The sequence below is a fragment of the Amycolatopsis alba DSM 44262 genome (genome assembly GCF_000384215.1).
Taxonomy (GTDB): Bacteria; Actinomycetota; Actinomycetes; order Mycobacteriales; family Pseudonocardiaceae; genus Amycolatopsis; species Amycolatopsis alba.
In genome coordinates, this window is the sequence record NZ_KB913032.1 from 4625484 (window position 1) to 4642420 (window position 16937).

Consider the following 16937-nt stretch of genomic DNA (forward strand, 5'->3'; position numbering starts at 1 on the left):
GCACCTAGTCCCGCCCGGATTGTTTAGGTACGTGGCGGTCGCCACGCTCAGGTGCATGACGGTGACGCGGCGTCGCAGCCGGCCGGGGGATCCCTTCCCGCGTGCCCTGGACCAGGCGATCGCGGACAGCGGTCTCGGACTCGACCGGATCCGCCACCGGCTCGCCCAGCAGGGCGTCCGGATCAGTGTCGCCACCTTGAGCTACTGGCGGACGGGAAGAAGCCGCCCCGAGCGGTGCGACTCCCTGAAGGCGGTCGCGCTGCTGGAGCGGCTCTTCGAACTTCCCCGCGGTTCCTTGCTGAACCGGCTGGGACCGCGTCGCCCCAGGGGACGGTGGGGCGACGCGGGAACCGGATCAGACTCCGGCGTTGCTGCGGATCCAGCTGCGGAAGTAGGGGACGTCCACGTAGATCGACGGCCCGGTCGCGCAGGTGCTGCTGTTGTTCCCGGCGCGGCTGGTGGCGCCGATCAGCTGCCAGACACCGTTGACCTGCTTCACCTGCGGGCCGCCCGAGTCGCCGTAGCAGGCGCCCTTGTTCCCGCCGGGGTTGTTGGTGCAGATCTCGCTCGCGCCGCTGATCCCGAGGCACTTGTTGTCGGCGACGATCGAGGTGTCCAGCTGCTGCAGGGTGACCGGGGCACCACAGCCACCCTGCGGGGCGCAGGTCTGGCCCCAGCCGATGATCCGCGTCGCGGTGCCGACGGCCCCGGACGCGTCGGCGATCGTGACCGGCGCCTGCGAAACCGACGACGAGAGCCGCAGCAGCGCCAGGTCGGCGCTCGGGTGGGCGATCCGCTGGGCCACGCGGGCCACGGTGCCGCCACTGGTGCGGTTCGTGGTCCCGACGCGCACCTGAGCCGGCGTGCCACAGTGCTTCGCGGTGACCACCCAGGTCGCGCTGATCAATGACCCACCACACTGGTGCCCGCCGCTGCTCGACTGCTGGGACACCATGAACGAATAGACCTGCGTCGCGTTGCCTCCGCCGACGATGTTCGGCTGGACGCCGCCGGTGGGCTCGGCAGCCGTCGCGACTCCGGGAAGCGTGAACACGGCCGCAGCCGCGATGGCCAAGCCCATCAGCAGGGATCGTGCCTTCATCTGGGTTCTCCTTCGGTGTGGCCGGAAGATCCGGTGCCATGAACGCTAGGAATCGGACACCGCGCCCAGAACCGTCGGAAGTATGTGTCATTTAACCGTTTAGACCGTTTGGCGGGATCGACCTCGGATGACCCGCCGCGACGTGGCCTGACAGAATCCGGACGTGTCCGACGAACTGAAGCGCCCGCGGGTGCTCTCCGGGATCCAGCCGACCGCCGACTCGTTCCACCTGGGCAACTACCTGGGTGCGCTGCGGCAATGGGTGCGGCTGCAGGACACCCACGACACCTTCTACATGGTCGTCGACCTGCACGCGATCACCGTCGAGCAGGACCCGAAGGTGCTGCGCGAGCGCACGCGACGGTCGGCCGCGCAGTTGCTCGCGCTCGGCGTCGACCCGGCACGCAGCGCCTTGTTCGTCCAGAGCCACGTGCCCGAGCACGCCCAGCTGAGCTGGGTGCTGGAATGCCAGACCGGGTTCGGCGAGGCGAGCCGGATGACGCAGTTCAAGGACAAGGCCGCGAAGCAGGGCACGGATCGCGCCAGCGTCGGCCTGTTCACCTACCCGGTCCTGCAGGCCGCGGACATCCTGCTCTACCAGGCGAACGAGGTCCCCGTCGGCGAGGACCAGCGGCAGCACCTGGAGCTGACGCGCAACCTCGCGCAGCGGTTCAACAACCGCTACGGCAAGACGTTCACCGTGCCGGAGCCGCATATCGTCAAGGACACGGCGAAGATCTACGACCTGCAGGACCCGACCGCGAAGATGAGCAAGTCCTCGTCGACCGGCAACGGCCTCATCGAGTTGCTCGAAGACCCGAAGAAGTCGGCGAAGAAGGTGCGGTCGGCGGTCACCGACACCGGCCGCGAGATCGTCTTCGACACCGAGAACAAGCCGGGCGTCTCCAACTTGCTGACGATCCTGTCCGCGCTGACCGACCAGCCGGTCGCCGAACTCGTCACCGCCTACGAAGGCAAGGGCTACGGCGACCTCAAAAAGGGTGTCGCCGAGGCGTTCGTCGAGTGGGCCACGCCGGTGCAGGAACGCGTCCAGTCCTACATGGACGACGTCGCCGAGCTCGACAAGGCGCTGGCCCTCGGTGCGCAACGGGCGCGGGAAGTCGCTTCGGTGACGTTGCGGAACGTCTACGAGAACATCGGGTTCCTTCCCCCGGCAGGCTGATTCGCGCTGCGCTGTCGCCGATGCGTGGTTAGCGTTTGACGGTGGCGAAAGATGACGGCACGAAGCCGGATGAGGACAAGCTGTTACCGCGCCTGAGGCGGAAGTACGGCTGGCTCGATCACCTCATCCGGGCCAACGACGCCTTCACCGAGCGCTACGGCAACCACTACGCCGCCGCCATCACCTACTTCAGCGTGCTTTCGGTGATCCCGATCTTGATGGTCGCCTTCGCGATCATCAAGATCGTGCTCGCCGGTGACCAGGCGGTGAAGAACCAGCTCGTCGACGGCATCAAGAAGTCGGTCCCGGAAGGGCTGAGCGATCTGGTCGGCAGCATCATCCAGGCCGCGCTGGACTCCGGCGGCGGTATCGGGGTGTTCGGCCTGCTGCTCGCCCTGTACTCCGGTATCGGCTGGATGGCGAACCTGCGTGACGCGCTGACCGCCCAATGGGGTCAGGAAAAGCAGAAGCTCCCGCTGGTTTCGACGACCATCAAGGATCTGCTGTCCCTCGTCGGACTCGGTCTCGCGCTGGTGGTCTCGTTCGGCCTCACCGCGGCGGGCAGCGGCGTCGGGCGTTTCCTGCTGGAACTGGTCGGCCTGGAGAATCAGAGCTGGGCCGTGTTCCTGCTGAAGGTCGCGACGATCCTGCTCGGCCTGATCGCGAACACCCTGGTCTTCCTGTGGGTCATCGCGAGGCTGCCTCGTGAGCACGTCGCGCTGCGCAGCGCGGTCAAGGGCGCGATCTTCGCCGCCGTCGGGTTCATCGTGCTCCAGCAGGCCGCGACCATCTACCTCGGCAGCGTCACGAAATCACCGGCGTTCACCTTGTTCGGCCCGGTGATCGGGCTGCTCGTGTTCGCGAACCTCGTCTCGCGGTTCCTGCTGTTCGTCACCGCGTGGACGGCGACGGCGAAGGAGAACCTGAAGACGGTCATCGAGCCACCGGCCCCCGTGCTGATCCACCCTCGGGTGACCGTCCAGCAGGGGCCGGGGCTCGGTGCCGTCGGCGGGGCTTTCGCGACCGGAGCGCTTTTGGGCTGGTTCGGCCGACGGAAGCCGTGACTACTGGCCGGGCTGCTGCGGCGCCGACTGGGCGACGGGCGCCTGCGCGACCTTCTTTTTGCGGAGAAGGCCCGCGACGAGTAGGGCCACACCGAGAACGCCGACGACGATGCCGAGCACCGGCTGGTAGTCCTCGGCCCACATCAGCAGGACGAACTGACGGTCGGTGTAGGTCAGCGCCACCGAGCCGAAACCGAGCAGGATGAACAGGAACGCGAGTCTCTGCATGGAAAAGACACCTCGGAAATGAGTACGTGAAATCGGGGACACCCACGGCCGTCCCCCGAACGGTCCGCAGGTGGAGACCGAAAGGTTAGCGGTCTCCAGCCGCGATGTCCGCCGATTTCGCGTCCTGGTTTCCTACTCGCCCGCCATGGCCTTCTTGCGCTGGTGACCGATGACGAAGGACGCCACGATGATCAGGAAGACCACCAGCGTGATGATCCAGCCGGTCACCCCGAACGGATCTTCGGCCGCCGCCGCGGCGCCGCTGTTCGACGTGCCGTCAGCGTTCGGCGTGGCCGACGCCTGACCCGCGTCCACGGCCTCCGTCGCCTTGTATTCGATACGCCCGACCGGTTCGGCTTTGGCCTCGCGCAGCGCGATGCCGTAGTCGAGGAGTTTCGCGGCCTGTTCGACGACCCGCGTCGGGCGCTGTTCGGCACGGAGCATCACGACCGCGACCCGGTGCCCGTTCTGGAGTGCGCCGCCGACGTAGGTGTGCCGCGCGTCGTCGGTGAAGCCGGTCTTCCCGCCGATGAATCCGGGGTAGGAGCCGAGGAGCTTGTTGTCGTTGTAGATCGTGATGACCGGCTTTCCCGCGATGGGCGGGATCTCGAAGCTCTTGGTCTTGACCACCTGCGCGAATTCCGGCTTCTTCATCGCGTAGTGGAAGATCAGGCTCATGTCGTAGGCCGACGTCGACATGCCGGGGCCGTCGAGCCCGGACGGGGTCGCGGCGCGGGTGTCCGTGGCGCCGATGCGGGCGGCCAGCGCGTTCATCTTCGCGACCGTGGCGTCGACACCGCCGAGCACGGTGGACAGCGCGTGCGCCGCGTCGTTGCCGGAGTGCATCAGCAGCCCGTGCAGCAGCTGGTCCACTGTGTACTGACCGCCGGCGGCGATGCCGACACAGGTGCACTCCTGCTCGGCGTCCTCCTTGGTCGGGACGATGACCTTCTCCGGCGGGAGCTCGGTGACCACGACCAGCCCGAGCAGCACCTTGATCAGCGACGCCGGCCGCTGACGGGCGTGCGGATCCTTCGCGGCGATGACGTCGCCGTTCTCCAGGTCCTGCAGCACCCAGGACGCGGAGGTGTCGCCGTCCGGCGGGTTCAGCGCGCGCTTCGGGAGCACGAGACCGCATTCGGCCATCCGGTCGCCGCCCACCGGAACCGGCGGAACCGGCAACGGCGCCGGCACGGCCTCGCCGGGGCGTGGCTTCTCCGAGGTGTCGATCGGCGCGGGAGGCGTCGTCTTGTTCGCGCACGGCTGCGCCTGGGCTGGTGGCTTCGGCGCGGCTGTGGCCACCGGCGTCACCGCGAGGGCGAGCACACCGGAAACGAGGACCATGAGCGACCGGGAGATAGCGCTGTGCACCCGAGCAATGTAGCGTCGCCGGGCCCGCTGCATACTCAGGGGCATGCGCATTTCGCGAGGTACTTCGATGTTCCTGCTGGGTTTCGGCGTGTGGTCGTGGATCATCTGGATCACGTTCGCCAAGAACCTCTGGGACAGCGACCGCGCCTGGGCCGCCGACGGCTCGCCCACCGCCTACTTCATCGTGCACGCCGTGCTGACGGTCGTCTCGTTCGTGCTCGGCACCATCATCGGCCTGATCGGTCTGCGCACGCTTCGTGGCGCCAAGTCACGGGACGCGGAAAAGGCTGACGCCTGATCCGGTTTGTCGTCCTTTTGTCGGTGGTGGGCGGGCTTCGGCTCGCTTACGTTCACTCCACCGAATCATGGAGGTGGAATGTCCCGGATCAGACGCCTGCTCGTCCCCGCGCTCGTCGCGGCGGCAGCGGGAAGTGTCTTCGCGGCCCCGTCGGCGAGCGCGGCGCCCGCGCCGCAGTGCGACACCGCGAGCGCGCCGTTCAACTACGTGGTGCTCTACAACCCGCGTACCCCGGAGCGCAAGGTCGACACCGAGCTGCGCGCCAAGTGCGGCGAGAAGGTCGCGTACTACCCCGAGATCGGGGTCGCGGTGGCGACCTCGCGCAACGCCGACTTCCAGGCGAAGATCGGCGTCTTCCGCGCCTATTCGGGCGGCCGTGACGTGGCGTTCCCGCCCGCGGCCTCGGCCCGTTCGACCCGCTCCGCCGTGGTCGACACCAAGGAAAGCGAAGAGACCACCAGCGTCGCCGCCGAAGACGACCTGTCGGCCCAGCAGTGGGACATGCGGGCGATCCAGGCTCCCGAGGCGAACAAGGTCTCCGGTGGCAGCCGCTCGGTGACCGTCGGCGTGCTGGACTCGGGCATCGAGCCCACCCACCCCGCGCTGAAGGCGGCCATCGACCCGAAGACGTCCGCGGGTTGCAACACGGGCGCGCCTGACACGACGCCCGCCGCCTGGGCGCCCACGAACTCCGACCACGGCACGCACGTCGCCGGCACCATCGCGGGCAAGGACGCCGCGCGCGGCTTCACGGGCATCGCGCCCGGCGTCAAGCTGGCGTCGGTGAAGGTCGTGAACGACGACGGCCTGATCCTCCCCGAAGCCGCCGTGTGCGGGTTCATGTGGGCGGCGAAGCACCGCTTCCCGGTCACGAACAACAGCTACTACATCGACCCTGGCATGTTCTACTGCACGAAGGAGCCGGGCGACGCTGCCGCGTTCGAGGCCGTCCGCCGCGCGGTGACCTACTCGACCGGCCGTGGCGTGCTGAACGTCGCCGCCGCAGGCAACAGCGGCTTCGACCCGGACAAGCAGACCACCGACCCGAACCGGCCGCACCCGGTCGACCAGAGCTGCGGCATCCTGCCCAAGGCCATCGACGGCGTCGTCAACGTCTCGTCCATCGGCTACGCGGGCACGAAGTCGTCGTTCAGCAACTACGGTGACGACGTTTCGGTCACCGCCCCCGGCGGCGACCGCGCCCAGCTGCCGCCCGCTGGTCAGGGTGCGGGCTGCCCGCTGTCGACGATCTTCAACGGTGCGTACGGCACCAAGTGCGGCACCTCGATGGCGTCCCCGCACGTCGCCGGCGTCGCCGCGCTGCTGGCGTCCCGTTTCCGTCACGCGCCGCCCGTGGCGCTGAGGTGGCTGCTCGAACACCAGGCGGACGCGGTTCCCTGCGGAACCGCGGCGCCGGTCTGTGAAGGCCCGGCGAAGGACAACTCGTACTACGGGCACGGCCGCGTCAACGCCCTGGACGCGGTGAAGTAAGTCGCTGGTAGCGCGTTTCCGGAGGCCGGTCCACGTTCGTGGGCCGGCCTCCGGTCATTCGGCCCGCCGCACGTCGGCGATGAAACCGAAGCGTTCGTCGTTTCGCGGCGAGATACCCGAGAGCCGGAGAACCGTGTCTCGGCCATCCCGTGAACGTTTCACCTCTGTCGTGGGCAGAGACTTCACGCTCAGTGCCGCGTCGTTCTTGAGGTTTCGGAACGTCACTGTGAAATCGAACTCGGCGACCGTGGTGGCGAAAAAGACGTCGAACTCCTCGGGTCGAATTCCCTTCATCAGGTCGGCCGAGCACTTCGGCCAGTACCATTCGGTGGTCACCACATCGCCTTCTTCGACGGCACGTCCGAGATGGATGTACACCGTCAGCGTGGGTTCGCCTCGTTCCGTCTCCGACCATCTCGACGTGGTGGGAACCCGTATTCCGGATCCCGACGTCCCTGCCGTGGCGTGGACCACGTCATACGTGACACTTCGTTTTTCGCGGTCGGTGTACTTGACAACGCGGTAGCAGGCCGCGGTGAATGTGAGGTAGCGAAGGTGACGATCAGCCGCCCTGACCATCGTCACTTCTCGACGAATCCAGGTGTCTCCGTTCTCCTCGATCGTCGTCTCCTGTTTCCATCGGCGAATGCTCACCGGATCCGTCTTGGGTAAGTCAGGAAGGTAGGAATGAAGGAGTTGCTCGGTCTGTGTCAAGCGGTCTCGTAGTTTCCGGGTGGCGGAGAATGAGATCAGTGCAGCGGTGACGAAAAGAACGACGGCCGCTGTCGCGAAAGTCGTGCGCATCCAGGTGAGTCCGAGGACCTGGCCGAGTAGCCCGATCGTGCCCAAGGTCGCGACGGCGCTCGCGATGATTCGGAGGTAGCCGTGCCGGTAGACGAGATCTTCGAGATCGGAGAGCAACGGCAGGAGCCGCCGGGACAAGGTCGTGCGCACTTCGGTCATCGCTTCCATGGGATCCCCTCGGATCGATCAGCCGATGACCGTCCAGGCTAGCTCGATCACGTGTTCACTGTGTCTCGGCACTTTTGCCGGATTCGCGAGCGGTGTCCTTCTCGCTACGTTGTGAACACCTTCGACGGTGGGGAGTTCACGATGTCGGTGTTCGGTCGGTTGGTTCCCGTGATGGTGGGCTTGGCGGTACTCCCGCTCGTCAGCGCACCCGCCGCGGTGGCGGCGCCCGTCCAGGCTTGCAGCGAGGAGCCGCGGGAACTGCCCGTCAACGAGTTCACCGACTATCGCGAGATGGTGCGGGAACTCGGCAGGCTCGAACGCGTGAGCAAGGGGCGGGTGGCGGTCGAGGAGGCCGGGCGGTCCAACCACGGCCGGGTGATCCACCGGGCGACCGTCGGGACCGGGCCGAAGGTCTTCGTGGTCTCCAGCGAGATCCACGGGAACGAGAAGACGGGCACCGACGCGCTTCTGCGCATCCTCGACTATCTCGGCACGTCGGAGTCGCGGGACGCCGAGCGGCTGCGGAAGACCATCACGTTCGTCGCGGTGCCGAAGCTGAACCCGGACGGCGCCGAACTCGACCGGCGCGGCAACGACCTGTCCTTGGCCGAGGTGCAGCAGAAGTTCCCCCAGCTCAAGGACCGCCCGCCCGCCTGGAACTACCTCAGCGACGTCATCCAGGGCGACGACTACCGGAAGCGCCCCGGCTTCGACGTCAACCGCGACTTCAATCCGGAGCTGAACTACGTCCCGCGCGCGGAAGACTTCCCCGGCGCGCCCGATCAGCCGGGGTGGTTCATCACGCCCGAGGCGCGGGCCTTGCGCTCGGTGTACGTCGGGCTGGCCAAGCAGCGCGGGAAGGTGCCCGACGTCTACGTCGATCTGCACCACCAGGGTGCGTGCGTCCGGCAGGAAGGCAGCAACCGGCTCCTCGACGTCGGCATCGACTATCCGCCGCTGCCCGACAAGTTCTTCGAACCCGGCCAGAAATATGCGAAGTACCGCGATGTGTACACAAAGGACGAATCACGGCAGCTGGCGATCAGCGGGTTCACCGGGATGACGTCGCGCGGGTTCGTCGGGGCGCGCTATCCGCATGCCGCGGATCGCGATCTGCCGGGGCAGGCGCGGTGCTCGTTCGCTCTGAACGGGACGGGGACGGTGCTGTTCGAGGTGCGCGGGCAGACGCAGACGCTCGGGCAGCAGTACCGGGAGCACTTCACGCGTGCGGTGATGGCGGGGCTGTACAACATGCTGCGGGACGTGAGCACGGGTGCCGTCGGCGATATCGATCCGGAGGGTTTCGACCTGCTGCCCGGCACCGCCGAGTCGGCCGCTCGCACCCTCGAGTAGACCGTCGGTCCGTGAAGGCCTCCTCCCCTACCCTCAGAGTAGGGAAGGAGGCCTTCACGGACTATCAGGCAGCGACGGCCAGGCGGACCGGCGGGCGGGGGCGGGAAGCCGCGATCCGCCAGGCGGACTCCAGATCGGCGACCACGGCGGCTGGATCGTTCAGCAGCTGGGAAGGCAGTGTCTGGACGACGACGATCCCGGAAGTCGCGTACCGGGTGTTCCGGTCCACGGTTCGTTGGTATCCGGTACGACGGAAATGGAAATCGAACGAATCGATTTCCCAGACCAGGCCGACGTCGTCCCACCAAGCATCCGGCCGCCCCAGATACTTGCCGGAAACGTCGAAGAGCTCGGCATTCCAATGGCTGGGAGGCGTCTCCAGCCGCCGACTGAGTACCTTCGCCCGTGACTCGGCCATCGAGCGGATGTCCACCCAGCCGGTCAGGAGCCGCCTGGGCACCGCGGTTCCTCGCTGAGTTCCGTGATTCAGTTCCCAGAGCAGCGACTTGGGATGACATCTGCCCTGCTGGATCGCCTCGATGAGGAGTTCTTCCGACGCGTGCGGATCAGTGAACCGCCGGACAGCGTCAGTCGCAGCGCGGACCAAAGGTGCGAGCTGTACCCCGTCCCTGGCTGTCGGTGGCGGTAGCCGCACAGTTCGTTCCGTGGTCACGAAGCCGACGCTTCGTACCTTCCTGTCGTGCGGCAGCAACAGATGCAGCCCAGGGTCGTCCGGCAGCGCGGACGGGCGCAGTCCGTGGAGCCGACAGGCTTCGATGCCGGTGAGCATTGCCTTCGCCCCCGCATAGAGGAGGGCGGCGGTGACCAACTCCGACGAGGACGGCTTCTGGTCGTGCAGAAGGACGATGCCCGGAAGGAGCCGTTGCCATGGCCCGCCCGGCAAACAGCGTTGGTAGATCGTCTTGCTGGGCATCTCCAGTGATTCCAGGTCGGCGGCCCTGGCGACGCCATTACGGCTGTGCGCCAGCAGCAGTTCGGGATGCTGTGCCCATCTTCCCCTTTTGACCACGTGGCCCAGCTTGTCCGCCTGGGCCCTCCTGCGGCAGTCACACTCTGCGAACCTGTGGATAACCGGGTACTTGTGGATAACTCCCGGAACGCCGTGAAGGCCTCCTTCCCTACCTTGAGGGTAGGGAAGGAGGCCTTCACGGACTTGCCAGAAGCGTTAGACGCGCTTGAAGAGCAGGGCGCGCTTGACCTCTTGGATTGCTTTGGTGACCTGGATGCCGCGCGGGCAGGCGTCGGTGCAGTTGAAGGTCGTGCGGCAGCGCCAGACGCCCTCGGAGTCGTTCAGGATGTCGAGCCGCTCTTCGGCGCCTTCGTCACGCGAGTCGAAGATGAACCGGTGCGCGTTGACGATCGCGGCCGGGCCGAAGTACGAGCCGTCGTTCCAATACACCGGGCACGAGGACGTGCAGCAGGCGCACAGGATGCACTTGGTCGTGTCGTCGAACCGGTCGCGGTCGGCCTGCGACTGGATCCGCTCGCGCGTGGGCTCGTTCCCGTAGGCGATCAGGTACGGCTTCACCGCACGGTACGCCTCGAAGAACGGGTCCATGTCGACGTAAAGGTCCTTGAGCGTGGTCAGACCCTTGATCGGCGCGATGGTGATGGTCGTCTTCTTGCCGTCCTGCGACAGCAGATCCTTCATCAGGACCTTGCACGCCAGCCGGTTGATGCCGTTGATCTGCATCGCGTCGGACCCGCAGACGCCGTGCGCGCACGAGCGGCGGAACGAGAACGTCCCGTCGATGTAGTCCTTCACGTAGAACAGCAGGTTCAGCAGCCGGTCGGTGCGCTGCGCCGGGACGTCGTAGGACTCCCAGTGCGGCTCGGTGTCGACCTCGGGGTTGAACCGCAGGATCTTCAGCGTGACGGTGATCGGCGTGTGGTCGGAGGACACGGCCTCCGACTTCTCGGGGGTGGCCGTGGTCATCAGTACTTCCGCTCCATCGGTTCGTAGCGGGTGAAGGTCACCGGCTTGTAGTCCAGGCGGACATCGGCGGAAAGACCGTCGCCCTCCTTGTAGGCCATGGTGTGCCGCATGAAGTTCGTGTCGTCGCGGTTCGGGTAGTCCTCGCGTGCGTGCCCGCCGCGGGATTCCTTGCGCGCCAGGGCGCCGACGACGAGGACCTCGGCGAGTTCGAGCAGGAAGCCCAGCTCGACGGCTTCGAGGACGTCGGTGTTGTACCGCTTCCCCTTGTCCGACACGGTGATCCGCTCGTACCGCTCCTTCAGCGCCTGCACGTCGGTCAGCGCCTGCTTCAGCGTGTCCTCCGTGCGGTACACCGAAGCGTGCGAGTCCATCGTCTTCTGCAGTTCGGTGCGGATGTCGGCGACGCGCTCGTCACCGTGCTCCGAAAGCAGCAGCGACAGCTGGTTCTCGACGACGGTGGTCGGGTTCTCCGGCAGTTCGACGAAGTCGTGCGCCAGCGCGTATTCGGCGGCGGCGATGCCGGCGCGACGGCCGAAGACGTTGATGTCCAGCAACGAGTTGGTGCCGAGCCGGTTCGAGCCGTGCACGGACACGCACGCCACCTCACCCGCGGCGTACAGGCCGGGGATGACGTTTTCGTTGTCCCGCAACGCTTCGCCGTGGATGTTCGTCGGGATGCCGCCCATCACGTAGTGACAGGTCGGGAACACCGGCACCGGCTCGGTGACCGGGTCGACGCCCAGGTACGTCCGCGAGAATTCCATGATGTCCGGGAGTTTCGCGTTCAGCGTCTCTTCCGGGATGTGCGTGACGTCGAGGACGACGTAGTCCTTGTTCGGCCCGCAACCGCGGCCCTGCAGCACTTCCTGCACCATCGACCGGGCGACGATGTCGCGCGGCGCGAGGTCCTTGATGGTGGGGGCGTAGCGCTCCATGAACCGCTCGCCGTCGGCGTTGCGGAGGATGCCGCCTTCACCGCGAACGGCCTCGGAGATGAGGATGCCGAGCCCGGCGAGACCTGTCGGGTGGAACTGGAAGAACTCCATGTCCTCCAGCGGCAGGCCCTTGCGGAAGATGATGCCGAGGCCGTCACCGGTGAGGGTGTGCGCGTTCGACGTGGTCTTGAAGATCTTGCCCGCGCCGCCGGTGGCGAACACGATCGACTTCGCCTGGAAAACGTGCAGCTCGCCGGTGGCCAGCTCGTAGGCGACGACGCCGGAGGCGACCGGGTTGCCGTTCTCGTCCGGGGTGAGCACCAGGTCGAGCACGTAGAACTCGTTGTAGAACTCGGTGCCGTGCTTGACGCAGTTTTGGTACAGCGTCTGCAGGATCATGTGCCCGGTGCGGTCCGCGGCGTAGCAGGCGCGGCGCACCGCGGCCTTGCCGTGGTCACGGGTGTGCCCGCCGAAGCGGCGCTGGTCGATCTTGCCTTCGGGCGTCCGGTTGAACGGCAGGCCCATCTTCTCGAGGTCGAGGACCGCGTCGATGGCTTCCTTCGCCATGATCTCGGCGGCGTCCTGGTCGACCAGGTAGTCGCCGCCCTTGATCGTGTCGAAGGTGTGCCACTCCCAGTTGTCCTCTTCGACGTTCGCCAGCGCGGCGCACATACCGCCCTGGGCGGCGCCGGTGTGCGAACGCGTCGGGTAGAGCTTGGTGAGGACCGCGGTGCGCGTGCGCTGGCCGGATTCGATGGCCGCGCGCATGCCGGCGCCACCGGCGCCGACGATCACCACGTCGTACTTGTGGAACTGCATGGGGACTCCGCTTAACGTGTGGTGGGCGTCAGTTGGCCGAGATACCTGGGTCGAAGGTGAAGATCACCATCGTGCCGACGGCGAGGATGAGCACCATCGAGACGTAGAGCACGATCTTCAGCCAGAACCGGGTGCTGTCCTTGCGGGCGTAGTCGTCGATGATCGTGCGCAGCCCGTTGCCGCCGTGGATCTCGGCGAGCCACAGCATCGACAGGTCCCAGAACTGCCAGAACGGCGAAGCCCAGCGGCCGGCGACGAAGCCCCAGTTGATGCGGTGCACGCCGCCGTCGAGGATGTTCATGATGAACAGGTGGCCCAGCACCAGCACGATCAGGGCGAGGCCCGAGATGCGCATGAAGAGCCAGCTGTAGAGCTCGAAGTTGCTGCGACGGGCGGCGGCGCGCTTCGGGGCGCGCGGGCGCTCGAGAGCGAGTTCAGCCATGGTCAGTTACCCCCGAACAGCGTCTCGACGGTGCGCTTCATCATGAAGAAGGCGCCCGGAATCATCACCACGACCCAGATGGCCAGGATCGTCCAGAGCATCGGCTTCTGGAACTTGGGACCCTTCTCCCAGAAGTCGACCAGCATGACCCGGATGCCGTTGAGCGCGTGGAACAGCACCGCGCCGACGAGGCCGACCTCGAGGAGGTTGACCAGCGGGGTCTTGTAGGTCTCGATGACCTCGTTGTACGTGTCGGGCGACACGCGCACGAGCGCGGTGTCGAGCACGTGCACGAAAAGGAAGAAGAATGTCAGCACGCCGGTGATGCGGTGCAGCACCCAGGACCACATACCGGGGTCTCCCCGGTAGAAAGTCCCTTGCCGGCGTGAGGCACCCGCCCGATCGCTCGCGGCCGCCTCAGAGGCGGTGCTAGCCGTGGTGGACATCGGTGAACGGCCTCCAACGTCATGGCTTGGGCCCGCTGACCGCTGGTTTCCGCGCCTGCCGCCGGGACGTCCGCCTGGGGACGGCTCCGGCGACGGTGCCGAGATCATGGTCATCGAGCGTGGATGAAAAGGATGCTAGACCCGCTCCTCACGGTGGGCTCACTTCCGGGTTCGTCTGTGTGATGGACCAGACATCACGCCCTGTCGCGGGTGATACCGGCGAATCCGCCCCAGTCCCTCGTAGTCGCCCTGGTCGCAGGTGCTCCGGACGCCGAACATCTGATCTCTCTCAGTGGTACATCCGGAAAGGTTCGGCCGAAGGAGTTGTCAATCCAGTGACTTGTTGACGAGTTATATGTCATATCTTACGTTCACTCGGTCAGACATCCGATGAATCGGCCGAGTTCACGATGGGGTGATCATGGGCCAGTCTGCTGGGTTCCCACGACGCGACCTGCTGGGCGGCACCGCCGCCGGGCTCCTCCTCGGGGCACTCCCCATGGAGACCGCAGCGACCGCGGAGGCCGCGGAGACCTCTGTGGACACCGGCGATACGACGTCCGGATGCCACGGGATGAGCACGGACGCGGACTGGTCGCGGTTCCTCGCCGGGCAGGATCCACGCTGGGAACGGTTGCCGCGCACCTGGTACGAGGGCCCGTTCCTGGGCAACGGTTTCGTCGGCGCGCAGGTCTACCGGGACCGGAACGCGCTCAAATTCACCGTCGACCACAGCGAATCCCAGGACCACCGGCCCGCTTTCGGTAACGAATGGGGGGTCGCGCGGCTCCCGATCGGGAAGGTGCTGCTCACACCAGTGGGTGAACTCACCGGCGCCCGGCTGCGGCTCGACCTCTGGAACGCCGAGCTCACCGGGACCGTGACCACCGACAAGGGCACCCTCGAGATCCGCGCGTTCGTGCACGCTTCGCGCGATCTGCTGGTGGTGGACGTCGCACCGAGCGCGGGGGAGCGAGGGTTCGGTCTCACTTTCGCGCCGGTGCCCGCGGTGAGCCCGCGGATCGTCCGCGAGCAGCCGCCGAAGGGTTTCGAGCCCAACCCGCCGCCGGTGACCCGGACCGAGGGCGACACCACCGTGGTCGTCCAGCCGCTCGTGGCGGGCGGGCAGAACGCGACGGCGTACCGGACGCGCCGGGCGGGGCACGGCGGCAAGACGCTTTTCCTGTCGACGGCACACAGTCATCCGGGCACGGAGGCGGAGGGGCGGGTGCGCTCCGTCGTCGCCGGAGTGTCCACGGTGGACGCGCTGGCCATGCTCCACCGGCGCTGGTGGCACGCGTTCCACCGCCGGAGCTTCCTGTCCATTCCGGACGCGAGGCTGCAGAGCTTCTACTGGATCCAGCTGTACAAACTGGCGTCCGCCGCCCGCGCCGAAGCGCCGATCATGGCGACCACCGGGCCCTGGCTGGAGCCGACGCCGTGGCCGTCGGTCTGGTACAACCTCAACGCCCAGCTCGAATACTGGCCGGTGCACGGGTCCAACCACCTCGAACTGGACCCGATCCCGCGGACGATCGCCGAGAACGGCCGGACGCTGATCGACGGCCTGCGGCCCGAGTACCGCGCGGATTCGATGGGGCTGCGGCGCAGCGCCGACGCGCGGTTCGCGGACGCCGGGTTCGTCGGTGTGCCGGGGCCGGACGCGGACGCCGAGATCGGCGATCTGCCGTGGCTGCTGCACAACGTCTGGCTGAGCTACCGCCACACCATGGACACCGGGATTCTGCGCGACGTCCTGTTCCCGGTGCTGCGCAAGGCGATGAACTACTACCTGCACTTCTTGAAGCCCGGCGCCGACGGTCGGCTGCACCTGCCGCCGACCTTCTCGCCGGAGTACGGCCGTGCGCCCGACTGCAATTACGACCTCGCGCTGATCCGGTGGAGCTGCCAAACCCTGCTCGACGCCGCGAAGACCCTGCGGGTCGACGATCCGCAGGCGCTGAGGTGGCGTGAGGTGCTCGACAAGCTCGTCGCCTTCCCCGTCGACGAGAACGGCCTGATGGTCGGCACCGGCGTCCCGTTCGCCAAGTCACATCGCCACTACTCGCACATCCTCGCGGCTTATCCGCTGTATCTGCTGAACGTGGACGACCCCGCGCAGACGGAGCTGATCTCGAAGTCGCTGGCGCACTGGATCAGCTTCGAGGGCGCCCTGCGCGGGTTCAGTTTCACCGGCGCCGCTTCGCTTTCGGCGGCGCTGGAACGCGGGGACGACGCGCTGAAGCATCTGCGCGCGTTCGTCACGCGGTTCGCGCAGCCCAACACCATGTACTACGAAGCGGGCCCGGTCATCGAAACGCCGTTGTCCGCGGCGCAGTCGATCCACGACATGCTCTGCCAGAGCTGGGGCGACACGATCCGGATCTTCCCCGCCGTACCTGACGGCTGGCGCGACGTCACTCTGCACGACTTCCGCACGCAGGGCGCGTTCCTGGTCAGCGCAGTGCGCAGGGCCGGTGTCACGAAGTTCGTCCGCGTCCTGAGCCTGGCGGGCGAGCCGCTGAAACTCAGGCCGTCCATCCCCGGACGGCTGGAGGTCGAAGGCGCGCGGTCCTGGCGGCAGCGTCCCGACGGCACGGTGACCATCGACCTCGTGCGGGGCCGCGAAGTGCTGATCCACGCGCGGGGGAGGCGTCCGGACACGACGATCGCGCCGGTGCCGGTCGGCGAGCCCGCGGCGGCGTGGGGGCTTCCCGCGCTGCCGCCCGCCGGTGACCTGGTCCCGGTCGATCTCGCCGCGGTGCTGAACTCCGACGGCGTGACCAGTGAGTTCTACCTCGGTGACGGCGATTTCGACGGTTCGGGCAACACCTATCCCGCCGCCCAGCTGCCCCAGACCGGACAGGTCGCCGACGACGGTGTCCCGTTCCTGTTCGTCAACGGCAGCGAGGGCACGCCGAACAACGTCGTCGGCGCGACGATCCCGTTGCCCGCCGGGAAGTACGCCACCCTGCACCTGCTCGGCGCCGCCGACACCGGCAACGTCGTGACCACGCTGAAGGTGTCCTATGTGGATGGATCGGCGGACGTCCCCCTGCGGCTCACCGGCTGGCGCGCGGCGGCGGCGTTCGGCGAGAGCGAGGCCGTCACCACGAACCAGCTGCACTCACGGTCCGGGATCCAGCCCGTGAAGCTTGCGATCTTCCACCAGCGGATCCCGCTCGACCCGGCGCGCGAGGTCGTGTCGGTCACGCTCCCCGCCGCCACCCCGAGGCCGCACGTCTTCGCGGTCACCCTGGAGAAGGGAAAGTAGCC

15 protein-coding genes are annotated in these 16937 nt (G+C 67.2%); 6 read left to right on the forward strand and 9 right to left on the reverse strand.

Annotation, left to right across the window (positions count from 1 at the left end):
- Nucleotides 1–355: 355 nt before the first annotated feature.
- A complete protein-coding gene (locus AMYAL_RS0122190; RefSeq protein WP_020633461.1) occupies nucleotides 356–1102 on the reverse strand; it encodes a S1 family peptidase in 747 nt (248 codons plus the stop codon).
- 163 nt (nucleotides 1103–1265) lie between these two features.
- Here AMYAL_RS0122190 and trpS point away from each other — a divergent pair, with 163 nt between their 5' ends.
- Both trpS and AMYAL_RS0122200 read left to right on the forward strand, forming a co-directional pair.
- Nucleotides 1266–2285 carry a tryptophan--tRNA ligase gene (gene trpS / locus AMYAL_RS0122195; protein ID WP_020633462.1) on the forward strand — a complete coding sequence of 340 codons (1020 nt, stop codon included), beginning with the start codon at nucleotides 1266–1268 and terminating at the stop codon, nucleotides 2283–2285.
- Between the two features lie 35 nt (nucleotides 2286–2320).
- A complete protein-coding gene (locus tag AMYAL_RS0122200; RefSeq protein ID WP_020633463.1) occupies nucleotides 2321–3349 on the forward strand; it encodes a YhjD/YihY/BrkB family envelope integrity protein in 1029 nt (342 codons plus the stop codon).
- On the opposite strand, the gene AMYAL_RS0122205 is transcribed toward AMYAL_RS0122200, so the two are convergent.
- Together AMYAL_RS0122205 and AMYAL_RS0122210 are read right to left on the reverse strand one after the other, a co-directional pair.
- Nucleotides 3350–3577, reverse strand: coding sequence for a hypothetical protein (locus AMYAL_RS0122205; protein ID WP_020633464.1), 228 nt, complete (start codon nucleotides 3575–3577; stop codon nucleotides 3350–3352).
- Between the two features lie 132 nt (nucleotides 3578–3709).
- Complete coding sequence (locus AMYAL_RS0122210) at nucleotides 3710–4948, reverse strand: D-alanyl-D-alanine carboxypeptidase family protein (protein ID WP_026467334.1); 1239 nt, start codon at nucleotides 4946–4948, stop codon at nucleotides 3710–3712.
- Between the two features lie 43 nt (nucleotides 4949–4991).
- Between AMYAL_RS0122210 and AMYAL_RS0122215 the strand changes: the two genes are divergently transcribed.
- Nucleotides 4992–5246 (forward strand): SCO4848 family membrane protein, encoded by a 255-nt coding sequence (locus tag AMYAL_RS0122215; protein WP_026467335.1) that lies wholly within the window; start codon nucleotides 4992–4994, stop codon nucleotides 5244–5246.
- A gap of 78 nt (nucleotides 5247–5324) precedes the next feature.
- On the forward strand, nucleotides 5325–6737 hold the full coding sequence (locus tag AMYAL_RS0122220) for a S8 family peptidase (protein WP_020633466.1): 1413 nt from the start codon (nucleotides 5325–5327) through the stop codon (nucleotides 6735–6737).
- A gap of 54 nt (nucleotides 6738–6791) precedes the next feature.
- Here AMYAL_RS0122220 and AMYAL_RS0122225 read toward each other — a convergent pair whose 3' ends face one another.
- The gene (locus tag AMYAL_RS0122225; RefSeq protein WP_143267717.1) at nucleotides 6792–7658 is read right to left on the reverse strand and encodes a hypothetical protein; all 867 of its coding nucleotides are present in this window, start codon (nucleotides 7656–7658) and stop codon (nucleotides 6792–6794) included.
- Nucleotides 7659–7850: 192 nt separating this feature from the next.
- Between AMYAL_RS0122225 and AMYAL_RS0122230 the strand changes: the two genes are divergently transcribed.
- Entirely contained in the window at nucleotides 7851–9062 is a 1212-nt protein-coding gene (locus AMYAL_RS0122230) for a M14 family zinc carboxypeptidase (protein WP_245192993.1), read from the forward strand.
- Nucleotides 9063–9126: 64 nt separating this feature from the next.
- Here AMYAL_RS0122230 and AMYAL_RS0122235 read toward each other — a convergent pair whose 3' ends face one another.
- The 5 genes from AMYAL_RS0122235 to sdhC form a co-directional block, all read right to left on the reverse strand.
- Nucleotides 9127–10092 (reverse strand): hypothetical protein, encoded by a 966-nt coding sequence (locus AMYAL_RS0122235; protein WP_020633469.1) that lies wholly within the window; start codon nucleotides 10090–10092, stop codon nucleotides 9127–9129.
- Between the two features lie 156 nt (nucleotides 10093–10248).
- Nucleotides 10249–11019, reverse strand: a complete 771-nt coding sequence (locus tag AMYAL_RS0122240) for a succinate dehydrogenase iron-sulfur subunit (protein WP_005165560.1) — start codon at nucleotides 11017–11019, stop codon at nucleotides 10249–10251.
- Nucleotides 11019–12773, reverse strand: a complete 1755-nt coding sequence (gene sdhA / locus AMYAL_RS0122245) for a succinate dehydrogenase flavoprotein subunit (protein WP_020633470.1) — start codon at nucleotides 12771–12773, stop codon at nucleotides 11019–11021. The genes AMYAL_RS0122240 and sdhA overlap by 1 nt, the downstream gene beginning before the upstream one ends.
- A 28-nt stretch (nucleotides 12774–12801) precedes the next feature.
- Nucleotides 12802–13215: a succinate dehydrogenase hydrophobic membrane anchor subunit gene (locus tag AMYAL_RS0122250; protein ID WP_005165555.1), complete on the reverse strand. Its 414-nt coding sequence runs from the start codon at nucleotides 13213–13215 to the stop codon at nucleotides 12802–12804.
- A 2-nt stretch (nucleotides 13216–13217) separates the two neighbouring features.
- Nucleotides 13218–13661 (reverse strand): succinate dehydrogenase, cytochrome b556 subunit, encoded by a 444-nt coding sequence (gene sdhC / locus AMYAL_RS0122255; RefSeq protein WP_081736504.1) that lies wholly within the window; start codon nucleotides 13659–13661, stop codon nucleotides 13218–13220.
- 421 nt (nucleotides 13662–14082) lie between these two features.
- On the opposite strand from sdhC, the gene AMYAL_RS0122260 reads away from it, so the two are divergent.
- Complete coding sequence (locus AMYAL_RS0122260) at nucleotides 14083–16935, forward strand: glycosyl hydrolase family 95 catalytic domain-containing protein (protein WP_051137690.1); 2853 nt, start codon at nucleotides 14083–14085, stop codon at nucleotides 16933–16935.
- Nucleotides 16936–16937 lie beyond the last annotated feature (2 nt).